The organism is Streptomyces sp. NPDC043996, from assembly GCF_056435225.1.
Map to the genome: position 1 here is coordinate 230,597 of NZ_JBWKEY010000010.1, position 21,259 is coordinate 251,855.

Below are 21,259 nucleotides of genomic sequence, written 5' to 3' on the forward strand. Positions count from 1 at the left end.
CTACATTCGCGGCTAGGCTGGCGGCATGCTCGACACGCGACGCATGCAGCTCCTGCGGGCGGTCGTCACCAGCGGCTCGGTGACGGCGGCGGCCCGCAACCTCGGATACACGCCGTCGGCGGTCAGCCAGCAGATGGCCGCCCTGGAGAAGGAGGCGGGCGTCGCCCTCCTGGAGCGCACGGGGCGCGGCGTGCGCCCCACGGACGCGGGCAGGCTCCTCGCGGAGTGCGCGGCGGCGGTCGGCCGCCGCGTCGCCGAGGCGGAGACCGCGCTCGCCGACCTGCGGGCCGGGCGCACGGGCCGGATCTCGGTACGGTACTTCGCCACGGCGGGCGCCCGGCTCGTCGCGCCCGCCCTGGCCCGGCTGCGGCACGAACACCCGGGCGTCCACACGGAGTTGCGGCTCGCCGAAGACCCGCTGCCCGATGTGAAGGCGGGCCGCGCCGACCTGGGGCTCGTGGTGCGGCGGCACGACGCGCCGCCCGTGGACGGCGTCCGCTTCGTCCACCTCATGGACGACCGCTACCGGGCGGTGCTCCCCCGCGGCCACCGCCTGGCCGACCGGGCCGTGCTCGACCTGGCCGACCTCGCCGACGAGCCCTGGGTGGGCAGCGAACTGCCGGGGCCCTGTCTGGACGCGGTCCTCGACGCGTGCGGCGCGGCGGGCTTCACCCCCGACTTCGTCGTGGACAGCGGCGACTACGCCACGGCCCGGGGCTTCGCGGCGGCGGGCGTGGGCGTGACGCTGGTGCCGGAGCTCGGCCTGGCGGCGGGCGCGCGTGACGACGGCGCGGACGTCGTCACGCGCGCGGTCACCCGCCCCGAGCCGACCCGCTCGATCTGGGCGGCGACCCGGGCGACGGCACCGGACGGACCGGTGCTGCGCGGCTTCCTCGCGGCCCTGCGGGCGACGGCGGCCGACGCGCGGCGCCCGGTGGGCGACGCCGCGCACACCGGGTCCGGCTGACACGACCGCGCCGCCTCAGGCAAGCGCGACCAGCTCCTGGTACTCCGCGCTCCACAGGTCCTCGGTGCCGTCCGGCAGGAGCAGCACCCGGTCCGGCCGCAGCGCCTCGATCGCGCCCGCGTCGTGGGTGACCATGACGATCGCTCCCGGGTACGTGCCCACGGCGGCCAGGACCTCGTCGCGCGAGGCCGGGTCGAGGTTGTTCGTGGGCTCGTCCAGGAGCAGCACGTTGGCGCCGGAGTGCACGAGTCCGGCGAGCGCGAGGCGGGTCTTCTCGCCGCCGGAGAGCACCGCGGTGGACTTGTCGGCGTCGTCGCCGGTGAACAGGAACGAGCCGAGCACCCGCCGTGCCTCGCCGTCGGTCAGGTGGGGCGCGGCCGCCGCGAGGTTGCCCCGTACGCTCAACCGGCCGTCCAGCGTGTCGTGTTCCTGCGCGAAGTAGCCGAGCCGCAGGCCGTGCCCGCGCACCACCCGGCCGCCGTCGGGGCGCTCGCGCCCGGCGAGCAGCCGCAGCAGGGTGGTCTTCCCCGCGCCGTTGAAGCCGAGGACGACCAGGCGGCTGCCCCGGTCGACGGCCAGGTCCACGCCGCGCAGGACGCGCAGGTCCCCGTACGACTTCGCGAGGCTGACCGCGCCGAGCGGGGTCCTGCCGCAGGGGGCGGGTTCGGGCAGCCGGATGCGGGCGACCTTCTCGCCGCGGCGCACCGGCTCCGTGTGGGCGAGCATGCGGTCCGCGCGCCGGGCCATGTTCCTGGCGGCGGTCGCGGTGGCGACACGGGCCCGCATCTTGTCGGCCTGGGTGCGCAGGGCGGTGGCCTTGCGCTCGGCGTTGGCGCGCTCGCGGGCGCGCCGCCGGTCGTCGGCGGCGCGCTGTGCGAGGTAGGCGCCCCAGGTGGTGTGGTGCGCGTCGAGGGCGGCACGGGCCGGGTCCAGGTGGAAGACGCGGTTGACGACGTCGGCGAGGAGCCCGGTGTCATGGCTGATGAGCACGAATCCGCCGGGGTGGGCGGCGAGGTACGCGCGCAGCCAGTCCACGGAGTCGCGGTCGAGGTGGTTCGTCGGCTCGTCGAGCAGCAGCACGTCAGGGCGCGAGAACAGGACGCGGGCGAGTTCGACGCGGCGCCGCTGGCCGCCGGACAGCTCCCCCACCGGCCGCCCGAGGACCCGCTCGGGCAGGCCGAGGCCCGCCGCGACCCGGGCCGCCTCGGCCTCGGCCGCGTAGCCGCCGCGGGCCTGGAAGGCGTCGTCGGTACGGGCGTACGCGGCGAGGGCCGCCCGCTCGTCGCGGGCGCCGGAGGCCGTGGCGAGGGCGGCCTCGGCGGCCCGCAGCGCGCGCACCGCCTCGTCCAGGCCGCGGGCGGACAGGATCCGGTCGGTGACGGTGGCCGCGGGGTCGGCGGCGGCCGGGTCCTGGGCCAGATAGCCGAGGGAGCCGGTACGCGTCACCGCGCCCGCAGCCGGGGCCGCCTGTCCGGCGAGGGTCTTGAGCAGGGTGGTCTTGCCGGCGCCGTTGCGCCCGACGAGCCCGACGCGGTCGCCGGGGCCGATGTGGAAGGAGACCCCGGACAGCAGGGTCCGGGCACCTGCGCGCAGATCGAGATCACGTACAGAAATCATGGGAATACGCTCCGCACTAGCGAGAGGACACACGGGTGACGTGAAGGCGTGTGTCCTGGCTAGGAGATGCGGGGCGTCGACATGGGGCGAGGGTACGGCGGCCGCGCGCGGCGGCGCACGCGGTTTTCCCAGCCGCCGCGCCACGGCCCGTCCCGCACTGCGCGCCGGGGGCGGCCGGGGGATGATCGGCCCATGAACGCCATGGACAAGGACGTCACCCTGCACCTCGCCCAGGAGGCCGACGCCGACGCGCTGCTGAGCCGCAGTCCGCTGGCCGCGCTCGTCGGGATGCTCCTCGACCAGCAGGTCCCCATGGAGTGGGCGTTCACGGGCCCGTACACGATCGCCCGGCGGATGGGCGCGGACGACCTCGACGCGCACGACATCGCCTCGTACGACCCCGAGGCGTTCGCGACGCTGCTGTCCACGAAACCGGCCGTGCACCGCTACCCCGGGTCCATGGCCGGACGCGTCCAGAAGCTGTGCCAGTACCTCGTCGAGCAGTACGACGGGGACGCCTCCGGGGTCTGGCGGGACGCCGCCAGCGGGCAGGAACTGCTCGGCCGCCTCACCGATCTGCCCGGCTTCGGCCAGCAGAAGGCCCAGATCTTCCTCGCCCTCCTCGGCAAGCAGCTCGGGGTGCGGCCCACGGGGTGGCGGGAGGCCGCCGGGGGGTACGGGGAGGCGAAGGTGTACCGGTCGGTGGCGGATATCACGGGGCCGGATGCCTTGCGGCGGGTGCGGGCGTACAAGCAGGAGCAGAAGGCCCTGAAGCGCGGCCGTCCCTAGCCCGGCCTCCGCGCCGCTCCGCGGCGACTTTCTCCCACCCACCCGCCCACTTCCCGGCAGCCGCCCGCACCCCGCCCTCTGCGCCGCTCCGCGGCGACTTTTTCCCACCCACCCGCCCACCTCCCAGCAGCTACCCGCACCCCCAGCCCGCTGCGCCGCTCCGCGGCGCCTACCTCCGCCTCCGAGACGTCCCGAACACCGACCGCGAGATCTCCCGGCCCAACTGCGTCCCCACCGACCTCATCAGCGACTTGAACATCCCGCTCCCCATCACCTGCTCGACCACTGACTCCTTCTCCGACGCCTTGTCCGGAGCCTTGGGCACCGGAGCCGGAGCGGAAGCAGCCTCCCCGGAACCGGAACCGGAACCGGAACCGGAACCGGCCCCGGACCCGGACCCGGCACCCGCCGTCAGGCGTTCATAGGCGGACTCCCGGTCCACCGCCTCCGCGTACCGCGCGTACAGCGGTGACCGTCGCACCGCCCCCTCCAGGTCGGCCGCCGCCACAGGACCCATCAGGGACCGCGGCGCCCGCAGCCGCGTGGCCGCCACGGGGGTCGGCGCGCCCTTCTCGCTGAGGACGGTGACCACGGCCTCGCCAGTGCCCATGCCGGTGAGGGTCTCCGCCAGGTCGTACGCCGAGCGGGGAAACGTCCGCACCGTGGCCTTCAGGGCCTTCTCGTCCTCGGGAGTGAAGGCGCGCAGCGCGTGCTGGACGCGGTTGCCGAGCTGGGCGAGGACGTCGGCGGGCACGTCCTTCGGGGTCTGGGTGACGAAGAAGACGCCGATGCCCTTGGAGCGGATGAGCCGCACGGTCTGGGTGATCGACGCGAGGAACGCCTTGGACGCCCCGTTGAACAGCAGGTGCGCCTCGTCGAAGAAGAAGACCAGCTTGGGTCTGTCCAGGTCACCGACCTCGGGGAGGTCGTGGTAGAGGTCGGCGAGCAGCCACATCAGGAAGGTCGAGAAGAGCGCGGGCTTGTCCTGGACGCCGGGCAGCTCCAGGACGGACACCAGGCCCTGGGCGCCGCCCTCGGGGCCGGGCCCCGCGAGGCGCAGGAACTCGCTCGTGTCGAACTCCGGCTCCCCGAAGAAGTCCGCCATCCCCTGCGCCTCGAACGCGGTGAGCGCCCGCAGGATGACCCCGGCGGTGGCGGTCGACAGGCCGCCGATGGCCTTCAGCTCCGGCTTGCCCGTGTCGGAGGTGAGGAAGGTGACCACCGCCCGCAGGTCCTTGAGGTCGACGAGTTCGAGGCCCTTCTGGTCGGCGTAGTGGAAGATCAGGCCGAGGGACTGCTCCTGGGTCTGGTTGAGCTCGAGGACCTTGGAGAGCAGCAGCGGGCCGAAGCTGGTGACCGTCGCGCGGACGGGGATGCCCGTGCCGATGCCGCCGAGGGCGTAGAACTCGCAGGGAAAGCCCCGGGGCGTCCAGTCCTGGCCGACCTCGCGGGCGCGCGCGCTGACCTTGTCGCCCGGCTCGCCGGGCGCGGAGACGCCGGAGACGTCGCCCTTGACGTCGGCGAGGAAGACGGGCACGCCCTGGGCGGCCAGCTGCTCGGCGACGAGCTGGAGCGTCTTGGTCTTGCCGGTACCGGTGGCACCGGCGACGAGGCCGTGCCGGTTGAGCACCGCCAGCGGAACGCGCACCGGCGCGTCCGCACGGCACTGCCCCTCCCAGAGCAGGGCACCCAGCTCCAGGGCGGGCCCCTCGAAGACGTACCCGGCGGCGATGGCGGCGGCCTCAGCCGGCAGCGGAGCACCGGACGCCGGGACAGCTCCCCCGGACCCCGCCGCCCCAGCGGTCACAGGAGCCCCAGCGGCCTCCGCCGCCCCCACAGACACCCCGCCCAAGGACTCGTTCGGGCGGTTTCCGCCGTCGGGCGTGGACGGCATCGGCTGGCTGTCGCTCACTTCGGCCCCTGCTCCCGGCTTGGCTGTACCCGTTTCGCCACGGTTTGCGGTGGCATTTCCCAGGCTCGCACTCGGTCTCCATGGCTGCGCCCGGAGAGCCTTGACCGGTAGGCTTTCCGTGTGATCTTCAAGCGCATCGGAAACGGCCGGCCGTACCCCGACCACGGCCGGGAAAGCACCCGGCAGTGGGCGGACGTCGCGCCGCGCCCGGTCCGCCTCGATCAGCTCGTGACGACCAAGGGCCAACTGGACCTGGAGACGCTCCTCGCCGAGGACTCCACGTTCTACGGCGACCTCTTCGCGCACGTGGTGAAGTGGCAGGGCGACCTGTATCTGGAGGACGGCCTGCACCGCGCGGTCCGCGCCGCGCTCCAGCAGCGCCAGGTCCTGCACGCCCGCGTCCTCGAACTGGGCTGACGCGCCGGGCCCCGGCCACGCGCGCGCGAGGTCCCACGGACGGGCCCAAGTCCGCATTGGCCCTTTCGGGTTGGACTGCGGACCCGGCAATGATCATCTAGTAGGCATCGCGCCCTGGCCGCACTACGCTGCGCCCATGAGCATGCTCACTCCCCCCGGCATGGGCGGCAAGTACCGCATCACGGGGGACAAGTATCCGCGTATGCGCCGCCCGAGCGGCCGCCGCAGGATCGTGCTCGCGGCCGTCGCGGCCGTCGCCGCGCTCGGCCTGGCCGGCTGGGGCACCCTGCAGCTCGTCGACGTCTTCACCGGCGGGGACGAGGCGTCCGCCGCGGCCGGTGACAAGGGCTGCGAGAAGACGCCGCGGCCACAGGCCGCGCCCCGCGCCACACCGCTGCCGAAGCCCGGCCAGATCACCGTGAACGTCTTCAACGCCACGCCCCGCGACGGCCTCGCCAAGGACACCGCGGCCGAGCTGAAGAGGCGCGGCTTCAAGGTCGGCGACGTCGACAACGCCACGAAGACGTACGACAAGAAGGTCAAGGGCCCCGGGATAGTGCTCGGCCCCAAGTCCGCCGCCGACACCGCGCTGCCGGTGCTCGCCACCCAGCTCACGGGCGCCGAGAAGCGCACCGACGGCCGCGCGGGCCGGGCGGTCGACCTGATCCTCGGCGCCGCCTTCAAGGACCTGGCCAAGAAGAAGGACGCCGACAGCGCCCTGGCCGCTCTGGCCAGGACGTCCGCGGCGCCCTCCAAGCCGTCGGCGAACGACGGCGACAACTGCTGAGCACTCTGGGACTGCTGGGACTACTGGGACCGCTGAGCCGGGCGCACGCCCCGGCCTCACGGCTGCGAAGGCGCTACTCCGCCGCCCCGTACATGCGGTCGCCCGCGTCGCCCAGGCCCGGCACGATGTAACCGGATTCGTTCAGCCGCTCGTCCACCGCCGCCGTCACGACCGTCACCGGCGTGCCCGCCAGCTCCCGCTCCATGACCTCGACGCCCTCGGGGGCCGCGAGAAGGACCACGGCCGTCACGTCGTCCGCGCCGCGCTTGATCAGCTCCTGGATCGCCGCGACCAGCGTGCCGCCGGTGGCGAGCATCGGGTCGAGGACGTACACCTGGCGGCCGGAGAGGTCCTCCGGCATCCGCGTCGCGTACGTGGACGCCTCCAGCGTCTCCTCGTTGCGGATCATGCCGAGGAAGCCGACCTCGGCCGTGGGAAGGAGGCGCACCATGCCGTCGAGCATGCCGAGACCGGCCCGCAGGATCGGCACCACGAGGGGCCGCGGGTACGACAGCTTCACGCCGGTCGTCCGGACCACCGGGGTGTCGATGTCGACCTGCTCGGTGCGCACGTCCCGGGTGGCCTCGTAGGCGAGCAGGGTGACCAGCTCGTCGGCCAGGCGCCGGAAGGTCGGGGAGTCGGTGCGCTTGTCGCGCAGCGTGGTGAGTTTGTGCGCCACCAGCGGGTGGTCGACGACGTGGATCCGCATTGCTCAACAGTAACCGGGCCAAGCGCCCCTTCGGTCCCTCCGTGCGCGCGCCCGTGTGCCCCGGGCGGCGTCCGCCCGGTAAGCGCTGTCTGCGTCGGCTGGCATCAACCGGGCCTCGCGCGGGAAGGTGGTCGTACGAACTGAGGTGGTGAGGCCGATGCCCGACCGGGAACCTCGCGAGAGCGACGCCGAGCGCCGACGGCGCCGCGCCCAGTTCCTGCACGAGCTGACCGAGGCCCGCGAGCTGCGGGACCGGGTGACACCACGCCGCGCACGGGCGGCCAGAATGCGACAGGCGATGCGTATGCGCACGTTCCGCTGGTAGCCGCCGGGGCGCCCGCGGGCACCGGCGCGGCGTGTGATTCGCAACGCGACGCGGACACAGCGGCCGGAAGACCTCTCCTGAAGCCGTTGTTTCTGCCACGATTCCGAGTGGGCGGGGCAAGCCAGAGCACTCCCGCCCCCGACGTCCGCCGGGGGGACCCCCAACCGGCGCCTATGAACAGTGGGAGAGTCACGGTGTACTTCGCCGCACTGCTCGCGCGCACCGAAGACGGGTGGGAAGCGAGCGACACGGAGCTCGACGATGTGGAGACCCTGTCGGATCTGACCGACCTGGCCCGTGAGGCCGCCGCCGACGCGGGCGGCGCCGACGACGAAACAGTGCTCGTCTTCATCGAGCAGGAGGACGCGTGGTTCGGCGTCGTCCGCGTGGACGGCGAGGACGACCCGCGCATCTTCGTCTCGGACGCGGCCGCCGCCGCCCGCAGCGCCTACGGCGAGATCCTGCTGACCGACGAGATGCTGGGGCGCGACCCGGACGACGGCGCGGACGACCTGGACGCGCTCGACCTCGACGGCACGGAGGACGGCGAGGCCGCCGCCGACGATGACGACGACGGCGACCCGGCGGACGGCGGCACCGACGCCGTGCCCGCCGGGCCGCTGGGAGACCGGGAGATCCTGAGCGACCTCGGCGTATCGGAGAAGGAACTGCTCGCCCTGGAGAGCGGCGACGCCCTGAACGAGATCGCCGACGTCCTGGGCGCCGCGGAGGTCCTCGAAGCGGTGCGGTGATCACCACGCCGCACCACACCGCTCCGGTCGGTTAGGTTCGCCGTGTGACACACCTCCCAGATCCGGTACGGGACCGCTGGCGGGCGCCGATGCGGCTCGCCCTGGACGAGGCCGAACGGGCCGTCCGGGGCGGCGACGTGCCCGTCGGCGCCGTTGTCCTGTCGCCGGACGGCGAGACCGTGCTCGCCCGCGGCCACAACGAGCGCGAGGCGGCCGATGACCCCACCGCGCACGCGGAGGTCCTCGCCCTGCGCCGGGCCGCCGCCGCGCTCGGCTCCTGGCGGCTGCCCGGCTGCACCCTCGTCGTCACCCTGGAGCCGTGCGTGATGTGCGCGGGCGCGCTGGTGCAGTCCCGCGTGGACCGGGTCGTGTACGGCGTCCGCGACGAGAAGGCGGGCGCCGCCGGATCGCAGTGGGACCTCGTGCGCGACCGGCGGCTCAACCACCGCCCCGAAGTCGTCGAGGGCGTCCTCGCCGACGCCTGCGCGCGGCTGCTCACGGACTTCTTCCGGGACCGGTAGGCCTTCTCCGGGACCGGAAGGCGATCCGTCCGGACAACGGATTTCAGCGCACGGCCCACCTTGGGCTAGGATCTCTCTCGGTAGCGTGTCCGAGCGGCCGAAGGAGCTCGCCTCGAAAGCGAGTGTGGGGAAACTCACCGAGGGTTCAAATCCCTCCGCTACCGCTCTCGATACGAAGGGCCCCGTCCACTGGACGGGGCCCTTCGTCGTATCCGGGCGCGTTCCTCGTATCTGGGCGCGTTCCTCGTATCCGGACACACGGAGAAGCCCCGGCGCCGCCCTGCGCGCCGGGGCTTGTCCCGAAAGGGACGGGGGAGGCGGCATCGGGGGGACAAGCCGCCTCCCCCGACGAGGACCGGCGCTCTCAAGTCCGCGCCGCCACCGGGGGAAGCATGCGCCGCGGACCCCGCAGTGGAGGCCAGTCCCGGCCCGTGGATTCCTGCCAGATCCCGCGGGCTCACGTCCATCCTGCGCCGCGCCCGCCCGCGCGACCTCGGGCGAAGGGCCCTCAGGCGGGGGTCATTGGTCCTTAAAAACCAGGTGAGTTAGCACCGCGTTAGACTCGCCCGGCAACAGGCGAAAGCGGCGAGGACGAGGGCGACGGGGGCGTGGGATGAGCGGGTACGGGGAGGGCGCAACGTGAAGGACCCAAAGAAGCTCATACTCTTCGTCCTTGTGGTGTTCGTCCTGTACGTGATCATCACTGACCCCGCCAAGGCCGCCGACTACGTGCAAGTGGGCTTCGAGGGCATCTCGAACGCCGCCAAGGCCGTCGGCGACTTCATGACGTGGGTCGCCAACGGCGGCAAGGACGACTAGGAGTACGCGTGATCCGCCATCTGGTCCTGTTCAAGCTGAACGACGGCGTCCAGCGCGACGACCCGCGCGTCGTCGCGGGCGTCAAGGCCTTCGAGGAGCTCGGCGGCCTCATCCCGGACGTGAGCTTCTGGGAGTGCGCCTGGAACATCTCCGAGCGGCCCATCGCGTACGACTACGCCATCAACTCCGCCGTCGCCGACAGCGACGCCCTGAAGCGGTACCTGGAGCACCCCGCCCACCAGGCGGGCGTCGCCCTGTGGCGCGAGTTCGCCACGTGGGTGATCGCCGACTACGAGTTCTGAGCCCCACGCCCGCCACGGGCGCCCCGAGCGGCCCCGCACCACGACGGTGCGGGGCCGCTTCGCGTTGCCCGCGCCCAACTTCCCCCTCAACACGGAGTGATCAGGTGCTTGCACACAGTGCACATGTCTTGTGATGCTATGACCGCTTTTGACGGATGAGTTGACCGAGTCGACCGAACCTGACCGGGCCCGTTCCGTTCCGGGCTCGTCGAGGGTCGAAGAAGGGGTGGCGTTGACCGTGCCGGCCAGTTCTGCGCCTGAAGCGCCGCCCGCGAAGGGGCCCACGAGCACCCGGGGCGCCGATACGCGGGCGCTCACGCAGGTCCTGTTCGCCCAGCTGAAGGAGTGCCTCCCCGGCACCCCGGAGCACACCCGCGTGCGCGCGGCGCTCATCGAGGCGAACCTCCCGCTCGTGCGCTACGCGGCGGCCCGCTTCCGCAGCCGCAGCGAGCCGATGGAGGACGTCGTCCAGGTCGGCACCATCGGCCTCATCAACGCCATCGACCGCTTCGACCCCGACCGAGGGGTGCAGTTCCCGACGTTCGCCATGCCGACCGTCGTGGGCGAGATCAAGCGGTACTTCCGCGACAACGTGCGCACCGTGCACGTGCCCCGGCGGCTGCACGAGCTGTGGGTGCAGGTCACCGGGGCCACCGAGGACCTGACGACGTCCTTCGGGCGCTCCCCCACCACCGCCGAGATCGCCGAGCGGCTGCGGATCAGCGAGGACGAGGTCCTGGCCTGCATCGAGGCCGGGCGCTCGTACCACGCGACGTCCCTGGAGGCCGCGCAGGAGGGCGACGGCCTGCCGGGGCTGCTCGACCGGCTCGGGTACGAGGACCCCGCCCTGGACGGCGTCGAGCACCGCGACCTCGTACGGCATCTGCTGGTGCAGCTGCCCGAGCGGGAGCAGCGGATCCTGCTGCTCCGGTACTACAGCAATCTGACGCAGTCGCAGATCAGTGCGGAATTGGGCGTTTCCCAGATGCATGTGTCAAGACTGCTGGCCCGGAGCTTCGCGCGACTGCGATCCGCAAATCGGATCGAGGCGTAACCGTATCGGGTGGAGCGGTCTTTTGGCCGTTGCCGACGGGCAGTTGGGTGAAGTCGGCCGAGACCCTCTCTTTCCTGCACGGACGTCACCCTCAGTTGTCGACAAGTCACTACAGCGTGTTGCCGACATGTGACATTCTGCGGGAACAGCGTTTGCCGCAGCTCCGGCTCCGGTATTCAGGTGGAGGCTGCGTTCCTTCGAGGGGAGCGCGGGCCGCGACCGTCCGCGACCTCAAGGGGGTGGCATGTCCGCAGACCAGGGCAGCTCGAAGGTGCTCACGCTCACGCTCGAAGACAGCGAGAGCGCGTCCGCGCCCGACGCGCTTCACGGCTCCGACGCCGCCACGGCGGCGGCACCGGAGGTTATCGACACCCGGACCCTGTCCCGCTCCCTCTTCCTGCGGCTCGCCGCACTCGCGCAGGACAGTCCCGAGCGCGCCTACGTCAGAGACACCCTGATCGAGCTGAACCTCCCGCTCGTGCGGTACGCGGCGGCCCGCTTCCGCAGCCGCAACGAGCCGATGGAGGACATCGTCCAGGTCGGCACCATCGGCCTGATCAAGGCGATCGACCGCTTCGACTGCGAACGGGGCGTGGAGTTCCCGACGTTCGCCATGCCGACGGTCGTGGGCGAGATCAAGCGGTTCTTCCGGGACACGAGTTGGTCGGTGCGGGTGCCCCGGCGGCTGCAGGAGCTGCGCCTCGCGCTCACCAAGGCGAGCGACGACCTCGCCCAGCGCCTGGACCGCTCGCCGACGGTGCCGGAGCTCGCGGTCGCCCTCGGCGTCTCCGAGGAGGACGTGGTCGACGGCCTCGCCGTCGGCAACGCGTACACCGCATCCTCCCTCGACTCCCCCGCCCCCGAGGACGACGGCGGCGAGGGCTCCCTCGCGGACCGCCTCGGCTACGAGGACACGGCCCTGGAGGGCGTGGAGTACCGCGAGTCGCTGAAGCCGCTGCTCGCGAAGCTGCCGCCCCGAGAGCGCCGGATCATCATGCTCCGCTTCTTCGCCAACATGACGCAGTCGCAGATCGGCGAGGAGGTCGGGATCTCCCAGATGCATGTGTCCCGGCTGCTGACCCGCACGCTGGCCCAGCTCCGCGAGGGCCTGATCTCCGACTAGGACGCCGCCGCCCGCGGGTCGCTGCTCACGGCGCCCGCGGGTTTCTCATTGGCGGCGCGCGGGTTCCTTATTGGCGGCCTGCGGGTTCCTTATTGACGGAACGTCAGTCACACTTGCGCGATGCGTCGGAGCCTGGTGCGCGTTTCGGTAGCGGTGTGCGGCTTGGGGCTCCTCGTGGCCTGTGGGGGCCCTGGGGAGCGGGAGGGGTACGTCGCCACCGACGCGGGGCGCGAGCGGCCCGGCAAGGCCGTCGCTCCCAGCGGGGAGGTGGAGTTCGCCCCGCTGGACGGGACCGCGGGCGGTCCGTCGGGCGGGCCCCGCCAGCGCGGCCGCACGGGCACGCCCGGATCTCCTGACGGCGGCGGCGCGAAGTCGCCTTCCGGCGCGGAGAGTTCACCCGGAGCTGGTTCTTCTGGTTCTTCCGGGGCGCCTCGGGCGACGCCCGGCTCCCCCGAACCGCCCGCGTCCCCAAGCCCGCCGCGCCCGCCCAAGCCCTCCGGCCCGCCGTCACCCCCGGCGAAGCCCGCCGCCCTGAAGGTGACCGGCGTCGACCGGGACCCGGGCCCGCACCGCTGGTGCGAGGACGTCACCCTGACCCTGCGGAACACCGGCGGAGCCCCGGCGCGATCGGGGACCATCGCCTTCGGCTCGCATGTGATCGGGGCGCTCGGCGTCGACTGGGGGACGGTGGAGTCGACGAGGAAACTGCCCGCACCCGTCAGGGGCGGGCAGACCGTCAAGAAGACTTGGCCGATTTGCGTCGACGCGTGGCGCGTTCCCTGGGGGATGCACATCGAGACGCGCGACGTGGACGTGGAGTGGGAATAGGCCCCGCGAAGGGGGCCTAGAGAGAGGACTTCCCTGGAATCTCCGGGGGCGCGTCGCTACTTCAGGGCCAGCCAGGCCACGGCGACGACGATCGCGATCGCCGCCACCACACCGAGAATCAGGCCCACGCGCGGGCCCGCGGGCGCCGCCTGCTGGCGGGCGCGGCCGCCGCCCTGCGGGGTCTCGTCGACGAACGCGCGGAACATCTGCGTGGAGCCCGCCGGGTCGTGCTGACCGGGGCCCTGCGGAGCTTGGGGGTTGTGTGCCATGGGGCAGGACCCTAGCGAATCCCCGGCTGTCCGCCCAACCCCCTTCTGACCGGCGGCTTTACACAGGTGGGTACGGAGCTTTGCCAGGGTTTTAGCGGGCAGGACCCGATTTAGTTTGCCTGTGGCAACCAACTGCTTTTATCGTTGCCCTAAGCAACGAAAGCCTCAGCGGCAAAGAAAGAGGGTGCCGTGGCCGCGCAGCGTCCGTACGAGGAGCTGGCCCGCCAGCTCAGCGCCATCGGCGCCGTCAAGCGCGACCTCGCCCGCATCCTGCCGAGCGACTGCCCGGCGGGCTCGGCCGCCGTCCTGACCGTGCTGAGCCGTCACGGCGAGATGCGGATGGGCAGGCTCGCCGAGCTCCTCGCCGTCGACATGTCGGTGACCAGCCGCCACGTGGCGCACGTCGCGGAGCGCGGCTGGATCGACCGGTCCCCCGACCCCGCCGACAAGCGCACGCGCGTCCTGCGTCTGACCGCCGCCGGCGAGCGCCAGCTCGAGGTGCTCTCGCAGCGCACCACCGAGCTGCTCGCCGAGCGGCTCGACGACTGGTCCGACGCCGAAGTCGGACAGCTGACGGCACTGATGGCCCGGCTCCGCGCCAGCTTCGGGGACTGCAGGGCCGCCGCGCCGCGCGCGGCACCCACCCGTACACCCGCGTAAGGAACAGGAAAAGGAAACCCATGGCAACATCCACACCGTCCGGTGTGCGGGGCAGCCACGCCGAGCGCGGGGGGCATCCGCACGACGGTGCGCCGATGACCCACCGCCAGATCATGGAGGCCCTTTCCGGCCTCCTGCTCGGCATGTTCGTCGCGATCCTGTCGTCGACGATCGTCTCCAACGCCCTGCCCGAGATCATCGGTGACCTCGGCGGCGGCCAGTCCGCCTATACGTGGGTCGTCACCGCCGCGCTGCTGTCCATGACGGCCAGCACCCCCCTGTGGGGCAAGCTGTCCGACCTGTTCAGCAAGAAGGCCCTCGTCCAGATCGCCCTCGTCATCTACGTCCTGGGGTCCGTGGTCGCCGGGCTCTCGCAGAACGCGGGCATGCTGATCGCCTGCCGTGTCGTGCAGGGCATCGGCGTCGGCGGTCTGTCCGCGCTCGCGCAGATCGTCATGGCCGCGATGATCGCCCCGCGCGAGCGCGGCCGCTACTCCGGCTACCTCGGCGCCACCTTCGCCGTCGCCACCGTCGGCGGCCCGCTGCTCGGCGGCGTCATCACCGACACCTCCTGGCTGGGCTGGCGCTGGTGCTTCTACGTGGGCGTGCCGTTCGCCGTGATCGCCCTGATCGTGCTGCAGAAGACCCTGAAGCTGCCGGTCGTCAAGCGCGAGGTGAAGGTCGACTGGAGCGGCGCGCTGCTCATCTCGGCCGCCGTCTCGCTGCTCCTGATCTGGATCACCTTCGCGGGCAGCGGCTCCGGCAAGAAGTACGAGTGGCTGTCGTGGCAGACGTACACGATGGTCGGCGGTGCCGTCGTCCTCGCGCTGCTCTTCCTGCTCGTGGAGTCCAGGGCCAGCGAGCCGATCATCCCGCTGCGGCTCTTCCGCAACCGCACCATCACGCTGGCCTCGCTGGCCTCGCTGTTCGTGGGTGTCGCGATGTTCGCGGGCACCGTGTTCTTCAGCCAGTACTTCCAGCTGGCGCGCGGCGAGTCGCCGACCATGTCCGGCGTCCTGACCATTCCGATGATCGGCGGCCTGTTCGTCTCGTCCACCGTCTCGGGGCAGCTGATCACCAAGACCGGGAAGTGGAAGGCCTGGCTCGTCAGCGGCGGGGTGCTCCTGACCGCCGGGCTCGGGCTCCTCGGCACCATGCGGTACGACACCCCGTACTGGCACATCGCGGTCTACATGGCCCTCATGGGGCTCGGCATCGGCATGATGATGCAGAACCTGGTGCTCTGCACGCAGAACCAGGTCGCCCCGGAGGACATCGGCGCCGCGAGCTCCGTCGTCACCTTCTTCCGGTCCCTCGGCGGCGCCATGGGCGTCTCCGCGCTCGGCGCCGTGATGTCCACGCGCATCACCGACTACGTGAAGGACGGGATCGCCGGTCTCGGTCCTCAGGGCGCCGCGTTCGGCCACGGCGGGACCGCCGGTGGCGGCATCCCCGACCTGGACAAGCTGCCCGAGCCGTTCCGCACGGTCATGGAGAGCGCCTACGGGCACGGCATCGCCGACGTGTTCCTGATCGCCGCGCCGATCGCGTTCCTCGCCTTCCTGATCACCCTGTTCATCAAGGAGGTCCCGCTGCGGACCGCGGCCGCCCCGCAGCCCGCCGCCACGGCCGACGCCGCCGGGGAGAGCTAGCGCGCTGCCCCTGACCCGGTGCGTCGGCCCCGGGTCAGGGGCGGGACAGCAGCGCCTCGATGCCCGCGATCTGGATGTCCAGGGCGGTCGCGAAGTCCCGCTCCCACATCTCCACGACCGTGTCCTCGCTGCGGGACTCCATCAGGTCCTTCGCGCCGCGGACCGCCTCGTTGCTGTGGAGGAGCTCCTGCTGGACGGTGCCGAGCGCGTGCTGGAAGTACTCCTCCATCGTCATGCCCGCCTCCGCGCACCGCGCCATGAAGTGGCCCTCGATGGTGCCGTAGCCGTACACGAACTGGAACACGGCGGCGATCGCGCCGTTGCACCGGTGCGGCGGGAGCCCGCTGTTGCGCACGGCCCGCTGCACCGCGAGGGAGTACGCCAGCCAGTTCGGGCCGATGTTCAGGAACCGGCCGACCAGCGGGGACACCCAGGGGTGGCGGACCAGGAGCCCCCGGTAGGCGGTGGCGAGGTCGCGCAGCTGGGCGCGCCAGGCGGACGGGTCGGTGGTGTCGGGCAGGCCGACCTCGGCGCACACCGCGTCCAGGGCGAACTCCAGGAGGTCGTCCTTGGTGTCCACGTACCAGTACACGGACATCGCGGTGACGTCGAGCTCCGCGGCGAGGCGGCGCATGGAGAACCTGGCGAGCCCCTCCGCGTCCAGGAGCCGGACCGTGGCCTCGGTGATGCGGTCGCGGTCGAGGCCGGAGGGCTGGGCGCCCTTGCGGCCCGTGCCGCGCGGCGCCGTGTCCTCGAGCCAGACGCTCGTGCGCGCCCCTCGCCCCGCGCGGTCGGCTGCCTTCGCCATGGCGCACCTTCCTGGTACTGATCTCGTCCGGTCCGGTCCGGTCCGGGCGGGCGGCTGGAGCGCTGGTGCCGCCCGCCCTCGATGCTATGCGGACGCCTTGTCCACGGGCTGCTCCGCGGGCGCCGCCGACGCGGGCGGGTCCGCCCGCTCGGCGCGCCACAGCAGCGCCGCCGCCAGGGCGCCGCCGACGAACACGGCCGCCGCGCCCACCAGCTGGCTCGTCTCCAGGCCGGAGGCGAACGCGTCCGCGATGCGCTCCCGCTCGCCCGCCGAGTCCGCGGCCGCCATCGCCGCCGGGAAGGAGACGGCGGAGACCGCGACCAGGGCGGAGAACCGGGAGCTGAGGACCGCGCCGAGGACCGCGACGCCGAGGCCGTTGCCGAACTCCGCGAGGGTGCCGTTGACGCCCGCGCCCACGCCCGCCTTCTCCGGCGGTATGGCGCTCATGATCGCGTTGGCCATCGCGGGCATGGCGAACGAGATGCCCGCACCCATGATCACGAGTCCGGCGCACATGCCCGTGTAGTCCTCGCCGCCGAACACGGCGATCACGACGAGCCCGCCCGCCAGCATGGTCATGCCGGTCAGGATCGTGCCGGGCGTGCCCAGCTTGGCGTACACGCGCGCGCCGACGCCCGCCAGGTTCAGGACGACCACGGTCGCCGCGAGCGGCGCCGTGCGCAGGCCCGCGTCGAGCGGCTCGTAGCCGAGGACGAACTGGAGGTGCTGGGTCAGCAGATACAGCGAGCCGCCGAGGCCGAAGGCCACGAGCACCGAGCCGGTCACCGCGCCCACGAACCTCTTGTTCCGGAAGAAGTGCATGTCCAGCATCGGGTACGGGATGCGCAGCTCCCACAGCGCGAAGCCGCTGAGGACGACCGCGCCGACCGCCGCCGCCACCAGGACCCGCGCCGAGGTCCAGCCGTGCTCGGGCCCGGAGATGATCGCGAACACGACCGAGGCCATGCCGATCGTGGAGAGCACCGCGCCGACCAGGTCGGGGCGGTCGCCCTGCGGGTTCTTGGACTCGGGGACGAGCCGGACCACCGCGATGACGCCGAGCAGCGCCACCGGGATGTTGATCAGGAAGATCGAGCCCCACCAGAAGTGGTTCAGCATGAAGCCGCCGAGCAGCGGACCGGCCGCGAATCCCAGCGAGTTCACGGTCGCCCACAGGCCGATCGCCTTCACGCGCTCGGCGTCGTCGAAGATCTGCACGACGACGGCGAGGGTGGTGGTCATCAGGAGCGCGCCGCCCACGCCCATCCCGGCGCGGGCCGCGATGAGCTGCGTCGACGTCTGCGCCAGACCCGCGACGAGCGAGCCGGCGCCGAACAGGACGAGGCCCGCGGTCAGCATCTTCTTGCGGCCGTAGCGGTCCGCCGAGCTGCCCGCGGTGAGCAGCAGCCCTGACTGGACGAGCGAGTACGCGTTGATCATCCACTGGATGTCGGACGACGACGCGTCGAGTTCACGGGTGAGCGACGGGATCGCGACGCTCAGGACGGTGTTGTCGAGCAGGACGGTGAGCTGGGCGAGGCAGATGACGCCGAGGATCAGCCAGCGCTGGGGGTGGCGGTCGCTGGGCGCGGCGGCCGCCTCGGGGTTCTCGGCGGTGGTCGCCGTCATGCGGGCCCCTCTCTCTTCTCCGGGACCGCCGTGCCGCGGCCGCGATCCGAGATCGCTGCGGTCGCCATGACCTCTACGGCCTCTACGGTCCCTACGGCCTCTACGGCCTCTACGGCCTCTACGGCCTCGTTCTACGGTGTACGAGGCTGGTGCGCCGTACACCGTAGAACATTCCCCATACGGCGTACAAGAGCATTTAGCGCCGTGGCTGAGTGAGGTCGTAGAACGTGGCACCGTCGACGGCCACCTCCGTGAAGGTGGCCTCGGCCCAGGTGGTGATCCGCGCGACGGGGGCCGCTGCCGTTGAAGCCGCCGATGGCCAGCACGGGCGCGCTGGTGGCGAGTTGGCGGCTCGCCGCGTTTCGCGCGCCGGCGGGGGCCGCGGCCTGGCCGCCCGCTTGGTGACGGCGATCGGCGATCAGCGTGACGGCGATCAGCGTGACGGCGGAAAGAACGGGCCGCGTGTACGAAGGGAACGGGGCCGGAGCCGGAACCGGGGGAACCCCGGGCCGATCTCACCGGCCGCTCCCCTCACGCCGCGAGGGCGGCGGGCTTGATGAGGTAGCCCGCACCGCGCCGGGTGTGGATCATCGGCTCCCGCCCGGCGTCGATCTTCCGCCGCAGATACGAGATGTAGAGCTCGACGACGTTGGCCTGCCCCCCGAAGTCATAGCTCCACACGCGGTCGAGGATCTGCGCCTTGCTGAGCACGCGCCGCGGATTGCGCATCAGATACCGCAGCAGCTCGAACTCGGTGGCGGTCAGATGGATGGATTCCCCTCCGCGCGTCACCTCGTGGCTGTCCTCGTCGAGGGTCAGGTCGCCGACGGCGAGCACGGACTCGCCGCCGCGCCCGGCGGCCCCGGTCCGCCGGATGAGGCCGCGCAGCCGGGCGACGACGTCCTCCAGGCTGAACGGCTTGGTGACGTAGTCGTCTCCGCCCGCGGTGAGCCCCGCGATCCGGTCCTCGACGGCGTCCTTGGCCGTCAGGAACAGCACCGGCACGTCCGGCAGCTCCCGCCGCAGCCGCCCCAGCAGGAAGAGCCCGTCCATGTCCGGCAGCATCATGTCGAGCACGACGACGTCGGGCTTGAAACTCCGCGCGGCCCGCACGGCCCCGGCACCGTCCCCGGCGCTGCGGATCTCCCAGCCCTCGTAGCGCAGCGCCATGGACAGCAGCTCGGTGAGCGACACCTCGTCGTCCACGACGAGCACGCGAACGGGACTCCCGTCCGCCCTGAGCAGTTCGGTACGCCCCTGGGGCGAGGTCGTGGTCATGCCCCAAGGGTCACCACGGGGCGTGAGAGGCGGCTTGCCCTCACCTGTGAATTCCCTGAGAAAGGCGCTCCAAAGTATCCAGCCGGTCCGGCGCTTGAGGAGTTCCAGCCCGTCCGGCGCTTGAGGACGAGGCGCGAAGCGCCAATGCGGTTGAGCGGGGCCCGGGGCGGCAGCCCCGGTTTCGGGAAGGGGCGGGCCTGGGGCGCCTCGCGAGAGCCCCCGCCCCCTCATCCGCACCCCCACCCCACCCCCACCCCCGCCCCACCTCACGGCAGCCCGAACAACCGCGCGGCGTTCCCGTAACACACCCCCGCCAACCACCCGTCCCCCAGCCCCAACCCCTCCAACGCCTCCAACTGATGCCCGTACCCATACGGAATGTTGGGAAAGTCCGTCCCGAGCAACACCCGATCCCCCAACGCCACCACCCGCCCCAACTCCCCCCGGGGAAACGGCGCCCCCCGCTCACTGAAGTCCGTGAACGCCATCGTCGTGTCCAGCCGCACCTCCCCGTACCGCTCCGCCAGTTCCAGGAAGTCCACGTACTCCGGCATCCCCATGTGCGCGACGACGAGCCGCAGCCGCGGATGCCGCGCGAGCAGCCGCCCCACCGGCTCGGGCCCGGTGTACTTGCCGGGCGCGGGCCCCGAACCGCAGTGCGTCACCACGGGTATCCCGGCCTCGGCGAGCAGCCCCCACGCGGGGTCGAGCAGCGGGTCGTTCGGGTCGTACGCGCCGACCTGCACATGCGCCTTGAACACCCGCGCCCCGGCCTCGACCGCCTCCCGCACATAGCGGTCGACCCCGGGCTCCGGGAACAGCGTCGCCGTGTGCAGACAGTCGGGCGTGCGGGCGGCGAAGTCCGCCGCCCATCCGTTCAGCCACCGGGCCATGCCCGCCTTGTGCGGGTACAGCATCGAGGTGAAGGCCCGCACCCCGAACTCCCGGAGCACGGCGAGCCTCCGCTCCTCGTCGTGCCGGTACGTGATGGGCCACGCCATGCCCGTCAGGGGCCCGGCCGAGTCGAAGTACGCCCATACTTTCGCCAGGACGCGCTCCGGCATGAAGTGCGTGTGCACATCGATGAGCCCCGGCAGCCCGAGCCGCCGCCAGAACGCGACGACGGCGGCGGCTTCGGCGGTGGTCTTGGCGGCAGCCTCGGCGGCGGGCCCGGCAGCGCCCTGCGCAACGCCCCCGACGGCGGGCCCGGAAGCGGCCTGGGCGGCACCCCCGGCGGAGGCCTGCGCAGCACCCTCAGCCGCAGGCCCGGCAGCACCCTGCGCAACGCCCCCGGCACCAGCCTCGGCAGCGGCCTCAGTGACACCCCCGGCGGATGCCTGCACGGCACCCTCAGCCGCGGCCTCGGCGGCACCCTCGGTACCGCCCCCCGCAACCCTCTCAGCCCCGATCTTCACAGCACCCCCCACAGCAGCGTCCACCCCACAACTCACCCCCTCCGCACCTCCCACACACGCCCCCTCACTCCCAACCCCACCCACCATCACCGACTCCTCCTCCCCGTGCTCCCTGCCCCCTCACCCACCACGTCACCCGCCTCCAACGCCATGGCCACGGCCACCGCCACCGCCACGGCCGCCGCCACCACCGCCATAACTCCGCTCAACCTGGGCCACATGCACCACATAGTCCTCGTACCACTCCGCGCGCCCCCGCGCCCTGGCCTCCCGGTGCTCCGGGTCCTCGCGCCAGGCCCGGACCGCCTCCAGGTCCCGGAAGTAGGCGACGGTGATGCCGAGTCCGCCCGGCGTCCGCGCCGAGTCCGCCCCGAGGAACCCGGGAACCTTCGCCACCCGTTCATCCATGCGCCGCGCGGTCTCTTCATAGCCGTCGGCGCCGGAGCCATCGTCGCCGTCCGTGCGCCGAGAGGTGAACACCACGGAGTAGTAGGGCGGTTCGAAAGGACCGACGGGTCCACGCGTCTCGTGATCAGTCATGGCACCCACCGTCACCGGCGACACAACTCCACGTCCACCTCGAACGCCCTTCCTTGCCGAACGGGCAGCCAGTTTTGACCTTCCGG

Annotated in this window: 23 protein-coding genes, 1 tRNA gene and 1 pseudogene; 15 read left to right on the plus strand and 10 right to left on the minus strand. The window is 72.3% G+C overall.

Translation table 11 applies throughout. The features are described from left to right. The first annotated feature begins 25 nt into the window (after nt 1–25). Nucleotides 26–967 (plus strand): LysR family transcriptional regulator, encoded by a 942-nt coding sequence (locus tag AC07A4_RS26455; protein ID WP_478602909.1) that lies wholly within the window; start codon nt 26–28, stop codon nt 965–967. Nucleotides 968–982: 15 nt separating this feature from the next. Here AC07A4_RS26455 and AC07A4_RS26460 read toward each other — a convergent pair whose 3' ends face one another. Beyond that, nucleotides 983–2,584 carry an ABC-F family ATP-binding cassette domain-containing protein gene (locus tag AC07A4_RS26460; RefSeq protein WP_478602911.1) on the minus strand — a complete coding sequence of 534 codons (1,602 nt, stop codon included), beginning with the start codon at nt 2,582–2,584 and terminating at the stop codon, nt 983–985. 201 nt (nt 2,585–2,785) lie between these two features. Here AC07A4_RS26460 and AC07A4_RS26465 point away from each other — a divergent pair, with 201 nt between their 5' ends. Then, nucleotides 2,786–3,373: an HhH-GPD-type base excision DNA repair protein gene (locus AC07A4_RS26465; protein ID WP_478603155.1), complete on the plus strand. Its 588-nt coding sequence runs from the start codon at nt 2,786–2,788 to the stop codon at nt 3,371–3,373. A gap of 169 nt (nt 3,374–3,542) precedes the next feature. Here the strand turns inward: AC07A4_RS26465 and AC07A4_RS26470 are convergent, their stop codons facing one another. Beyond that, nucleotides 3,543–5,267: a helicase HerA-like domain-containing protein gene (locus AC07A4_RS26470; protein WP_478603157.1), complete on the minus strand. Its 1,725-nt coding sequence runs from the start codon at nt 5,265–5,267 to the stop codon at nt 3,543–3,545. A 138-nt stretch (nt 5,268–5,405) separates the two neighbouring features. Between AC07A4_RS26470 and AC07A4_RS26475 the strand changes: the two genes are divergently transcribed. Together AC07A4_RS26475 and AC07A4_RS26480 are read left to right on the plus strand one after the other, a co-directional pair. Beyond that, nucleotides 5,406–5,702 carry a type II toxin-antitoxin system VapB family antitoxin gene (locus tag AC07A4_RS26475; RefSeq protein ID WP_003955420.1) on the plus strand — a complete coding sequence of 99 codons (297 nt, stop codon included), beginning with the start codon at nt 5,406–5,408 and terminating at the stop codon, nt 5,700–5,702. 136 nt (nt 5,703–5,838) lie between these two features. Next, nucleotides 5,839–6,489, plus strand: a complete 651-nt coding sequence (locus tag AC07A4_RS26480) for a LytR C-terminal domain-containing protein (protein ID WP_478602913.1) — start codon at nt 5,839–5,841, stop codon at nt 6,487–6,489. A gap of 73 nt (nt 6,490–6,562) precedes the next feature. Here AC07A4_RS26480 and upp read toward each other — a convergent pair whose 3' ends face one another. After that, on the minus strand, nt 6,563–7,198 hold the full coding sequence (upp, locus tag AC07A4_RS26485; protein ID WP_478602915.1) for a uracil phosphoribosyltransferase: 636 nt from the start codon (nt 7,196–7,198) through the stop codon (nt 6,563–6,565). Between the two features lie 157 nt (nt 7,199–7,355). Between upp and AC07A4_RS26490 the strand changes: the two genes are divergently transcribed. From AC07A4_RS26490 to AC07A4_RS26530, 9 genes are all read left to right on the plus strand, one after another. After that, on the plus strand, nt 7,356–7,523 hold the full coding sequence (locus tag AC07A4_RS26490) for a hypothetical protein (protein ID WP_478602916.1): 168 nt from the start codon (nt 7,356–7,358) through the stop codon (nt 7,521–7,523). Between the two features lie 194 nt (nt 7,524–7,717). Continuing rightward, complete coding sequence (locus AC07A4_RS26495; protein ID WP_478602918.1) at nt 7,718–8,275, plus strand: tRNA adenosine deaminase-associated protein; 558 nt, start codon at nt 7,718–7,720, stop codon at nt 8,273–8,275. 89 nt (nt 8,276–8,364) lie between these two features. Continuing rightward, nucleotides 8,365–8,796, plus strand: coding sequence for a tRNA adenosine(34) deaminase TadA (gene tadA, locus AC07A4_RS26500; RefSeq protein WP_478603159.1), 432 nt, complete (start codon nt 8,365–8,367; stop codon nt 8,794–8,796). 79 nt (nt 8,797–8,875) lie between these two features. After that, nucleotides 8,876–8,960, plus strand: a tRNA-Ser gene (locus AC07A4_RS26505). Between the two features lie 475 nt (nt 8,961–9,435). Continuing rightward, the gene (locus AC07A4_RS26510; RefSeq protein WP_478602920.1) at nt 9,436–9,615 is read left to right on the plus strand and encodes a hypothetical protein; all 180 of its coding nucleotides are present in this window, start codon (nt 9,436–9,438) and stop codon (nt 9,613–9,615) included. Nucleotides 9,616–9,623: 8 nt separating this feature from the next. Continuing rightward, on the plus strand, nt 9,624–9,917 hold the full coding sequence (locus tag AC07A4_RS26515) for a Dabb family protein (RefSeq protein WP_478602922.1): 294 nt from the start codon (nt 9,624–9,626) through the stop codon (nt 9,915–9,917). A gap of 226 nt (nt 9,918–10,143) precedes the next feature. After that, nucleotides 10,144–10,971 carry an RNA polymerase sigma factor SigF gene (locus AC07A4_RS26520; protein WP_478602924.1) on the plus strand — a complete coding sequence of 276 codons (828 nt, stop codon included), beginning with the start codon at nt 10,144–10,146 and terminating at the stop codon, nt 10,969–10,971. Between the two features lie 244 nt (nt 10,972–11,215). Then, nucleotides 11,216–12,094: an RNA polymerase sigma factor SigF gene (locus AC07A4_RS26525; RefSeq protein ID WP_478602926.1), complete on the plus strand. Its 879-nt coding sequence runs from the start codon at nt 11,216–11,218 to the stop codon at nt 12,092–12,094. Between the two features lie 120 nt (nt 12,095–12,214). Continuing rightward, nucleotides 12,215–12,922, plus strand: coding sequence for a hypothetical protein (locus AC07A4_RS26530; protein ID WP_478602928.1), 708 nt, complete (start codon nt 12,215–12,217; stop codon nt 12,920–12,922). A gap of 56 nt (nt 12,923–12,978) precedes the next feature. Here the strand turns inward: AC07A4_RS26530 and AC07A4_RS26535 are convergent, their stop codons facing one another. Continuing rightward, entirely contained in the window at nt 12,979–13,191 is a 213-nt protein-coding gene (locus AC07A4_RS26535; protein WP_478602930.1) for a hypothetical protein, read from the minus strand. Nucleotides 13,192–13,380: 189 nt separating this feature from the next. Between AC07A4_RS26535 and AC07A4_RS26540 the strand changes: the two genes are divergently transcribed. Both AC07A4_RS26540 and AC07A4_RS26545 read left to right on the plus strand, forming a co-directional pair. Continuing rightward, nucleotides 13,381–13,851, plus strand: coding sequence for a MarR family winged helix-turn-helix transcriptional regulator (locus tag AC07A4_RS26540; RefSeq protein ID WP_478602932.1), 471 nt, complete (start codon nt 13,381–13,383; stop codon nt 13,849–13,851). A 95-nt stretch (nt 13,852–13,946) separates the two neighbouring features. After that, a complete protein-coding gene (locus AC07A4_RS26545) occupies nt 13,947–15,503 on the plus strand; it encodes an MDR family MFS transporter (protein ID WP_478603161.1) in 1,557 nt (518 codons plus the stop codon). A 34-nt stretch (nt 15,504–15,537) separates the two neighbouring features. Here AC07A4_RS26545 and AC07A4_RS26550 read toward each other — a convergent pair whose 3' ends face one another. The 6 genes and pseudogenes from AC07A4_RS26550 to AC07A4_RS26575 form a co-directional block, all read right to left on the minus strand. Beyond that, nucleotides 15,538–16,311, minus strand: coding sequence for a TetR/AcrR family transcriptional regulator (locus AC07A4_RS26550; RefSeq protein WP_478602934.1), 774 nt, complete (start codon nt 16,309–16,311; stop codon nt 15,538–15,540). An 84-nt stretch (nt 16,312–16,395) separates the two neighbouring features. Further along, a complete protein-coding gene (locus AC07A4_RS26555; RefSeq protein ID WP_478602936.1) occupies nt 16,396–17,940 on the minus strand; it encodes an MFS transporter in 1,545 nt (514 codons plus the stop codon). Between the two features lie 196 nt (nt 17,941–18,136). Beyond that, a pseudogene (locus AC07A4_RS26560) lies at nt 18,137–18,326 on the minus strand (mannosyltransferase YkcB-related protein); the annotation flags it as partial. A gap of 145 nt (nt 18,327–18,471) precedes the next feature. Continuing rightward, nucleotides 18,472–19,218 (minus strand): response regulator transcription factor, encoded by a 747-nt coding sequence (locus AC07A4_RS26565; protein WP_478602938.1) that lies wholly within the window; start codon nt 19,216–19,218, stop codon nt 18,472–18,474. A gap of 266 nt (nt 19,219–19,484) precedes the next feature. Continuing rightward, the gene (locus tag AC07A4_RS26570) at nt 19,485–20,315 is read right to left on the minus strand and encodes an amidohydrolase family protein (protein WP_478603163.1); all 831 of its coding nucleotides are present in this window, start codon (nt 20,313–20,315) and stop codon (nt 19,485–19,487) included. Between the two features lie 450 nt (nt 20,316–20,765). Continuing rightward, a complete protein-coding gene (locus AC07A4_RS26575; RefSeq protein WP_478602940.1) occupies nt 20,766–21,173 on the minus strand; it encodes an antibiotic biosynthesis monooxygenase family protein in 408 nt (135 codons plus the stop codon). Nucleotides 21,174–21,259: the final 86 nt, after the last annotated feature.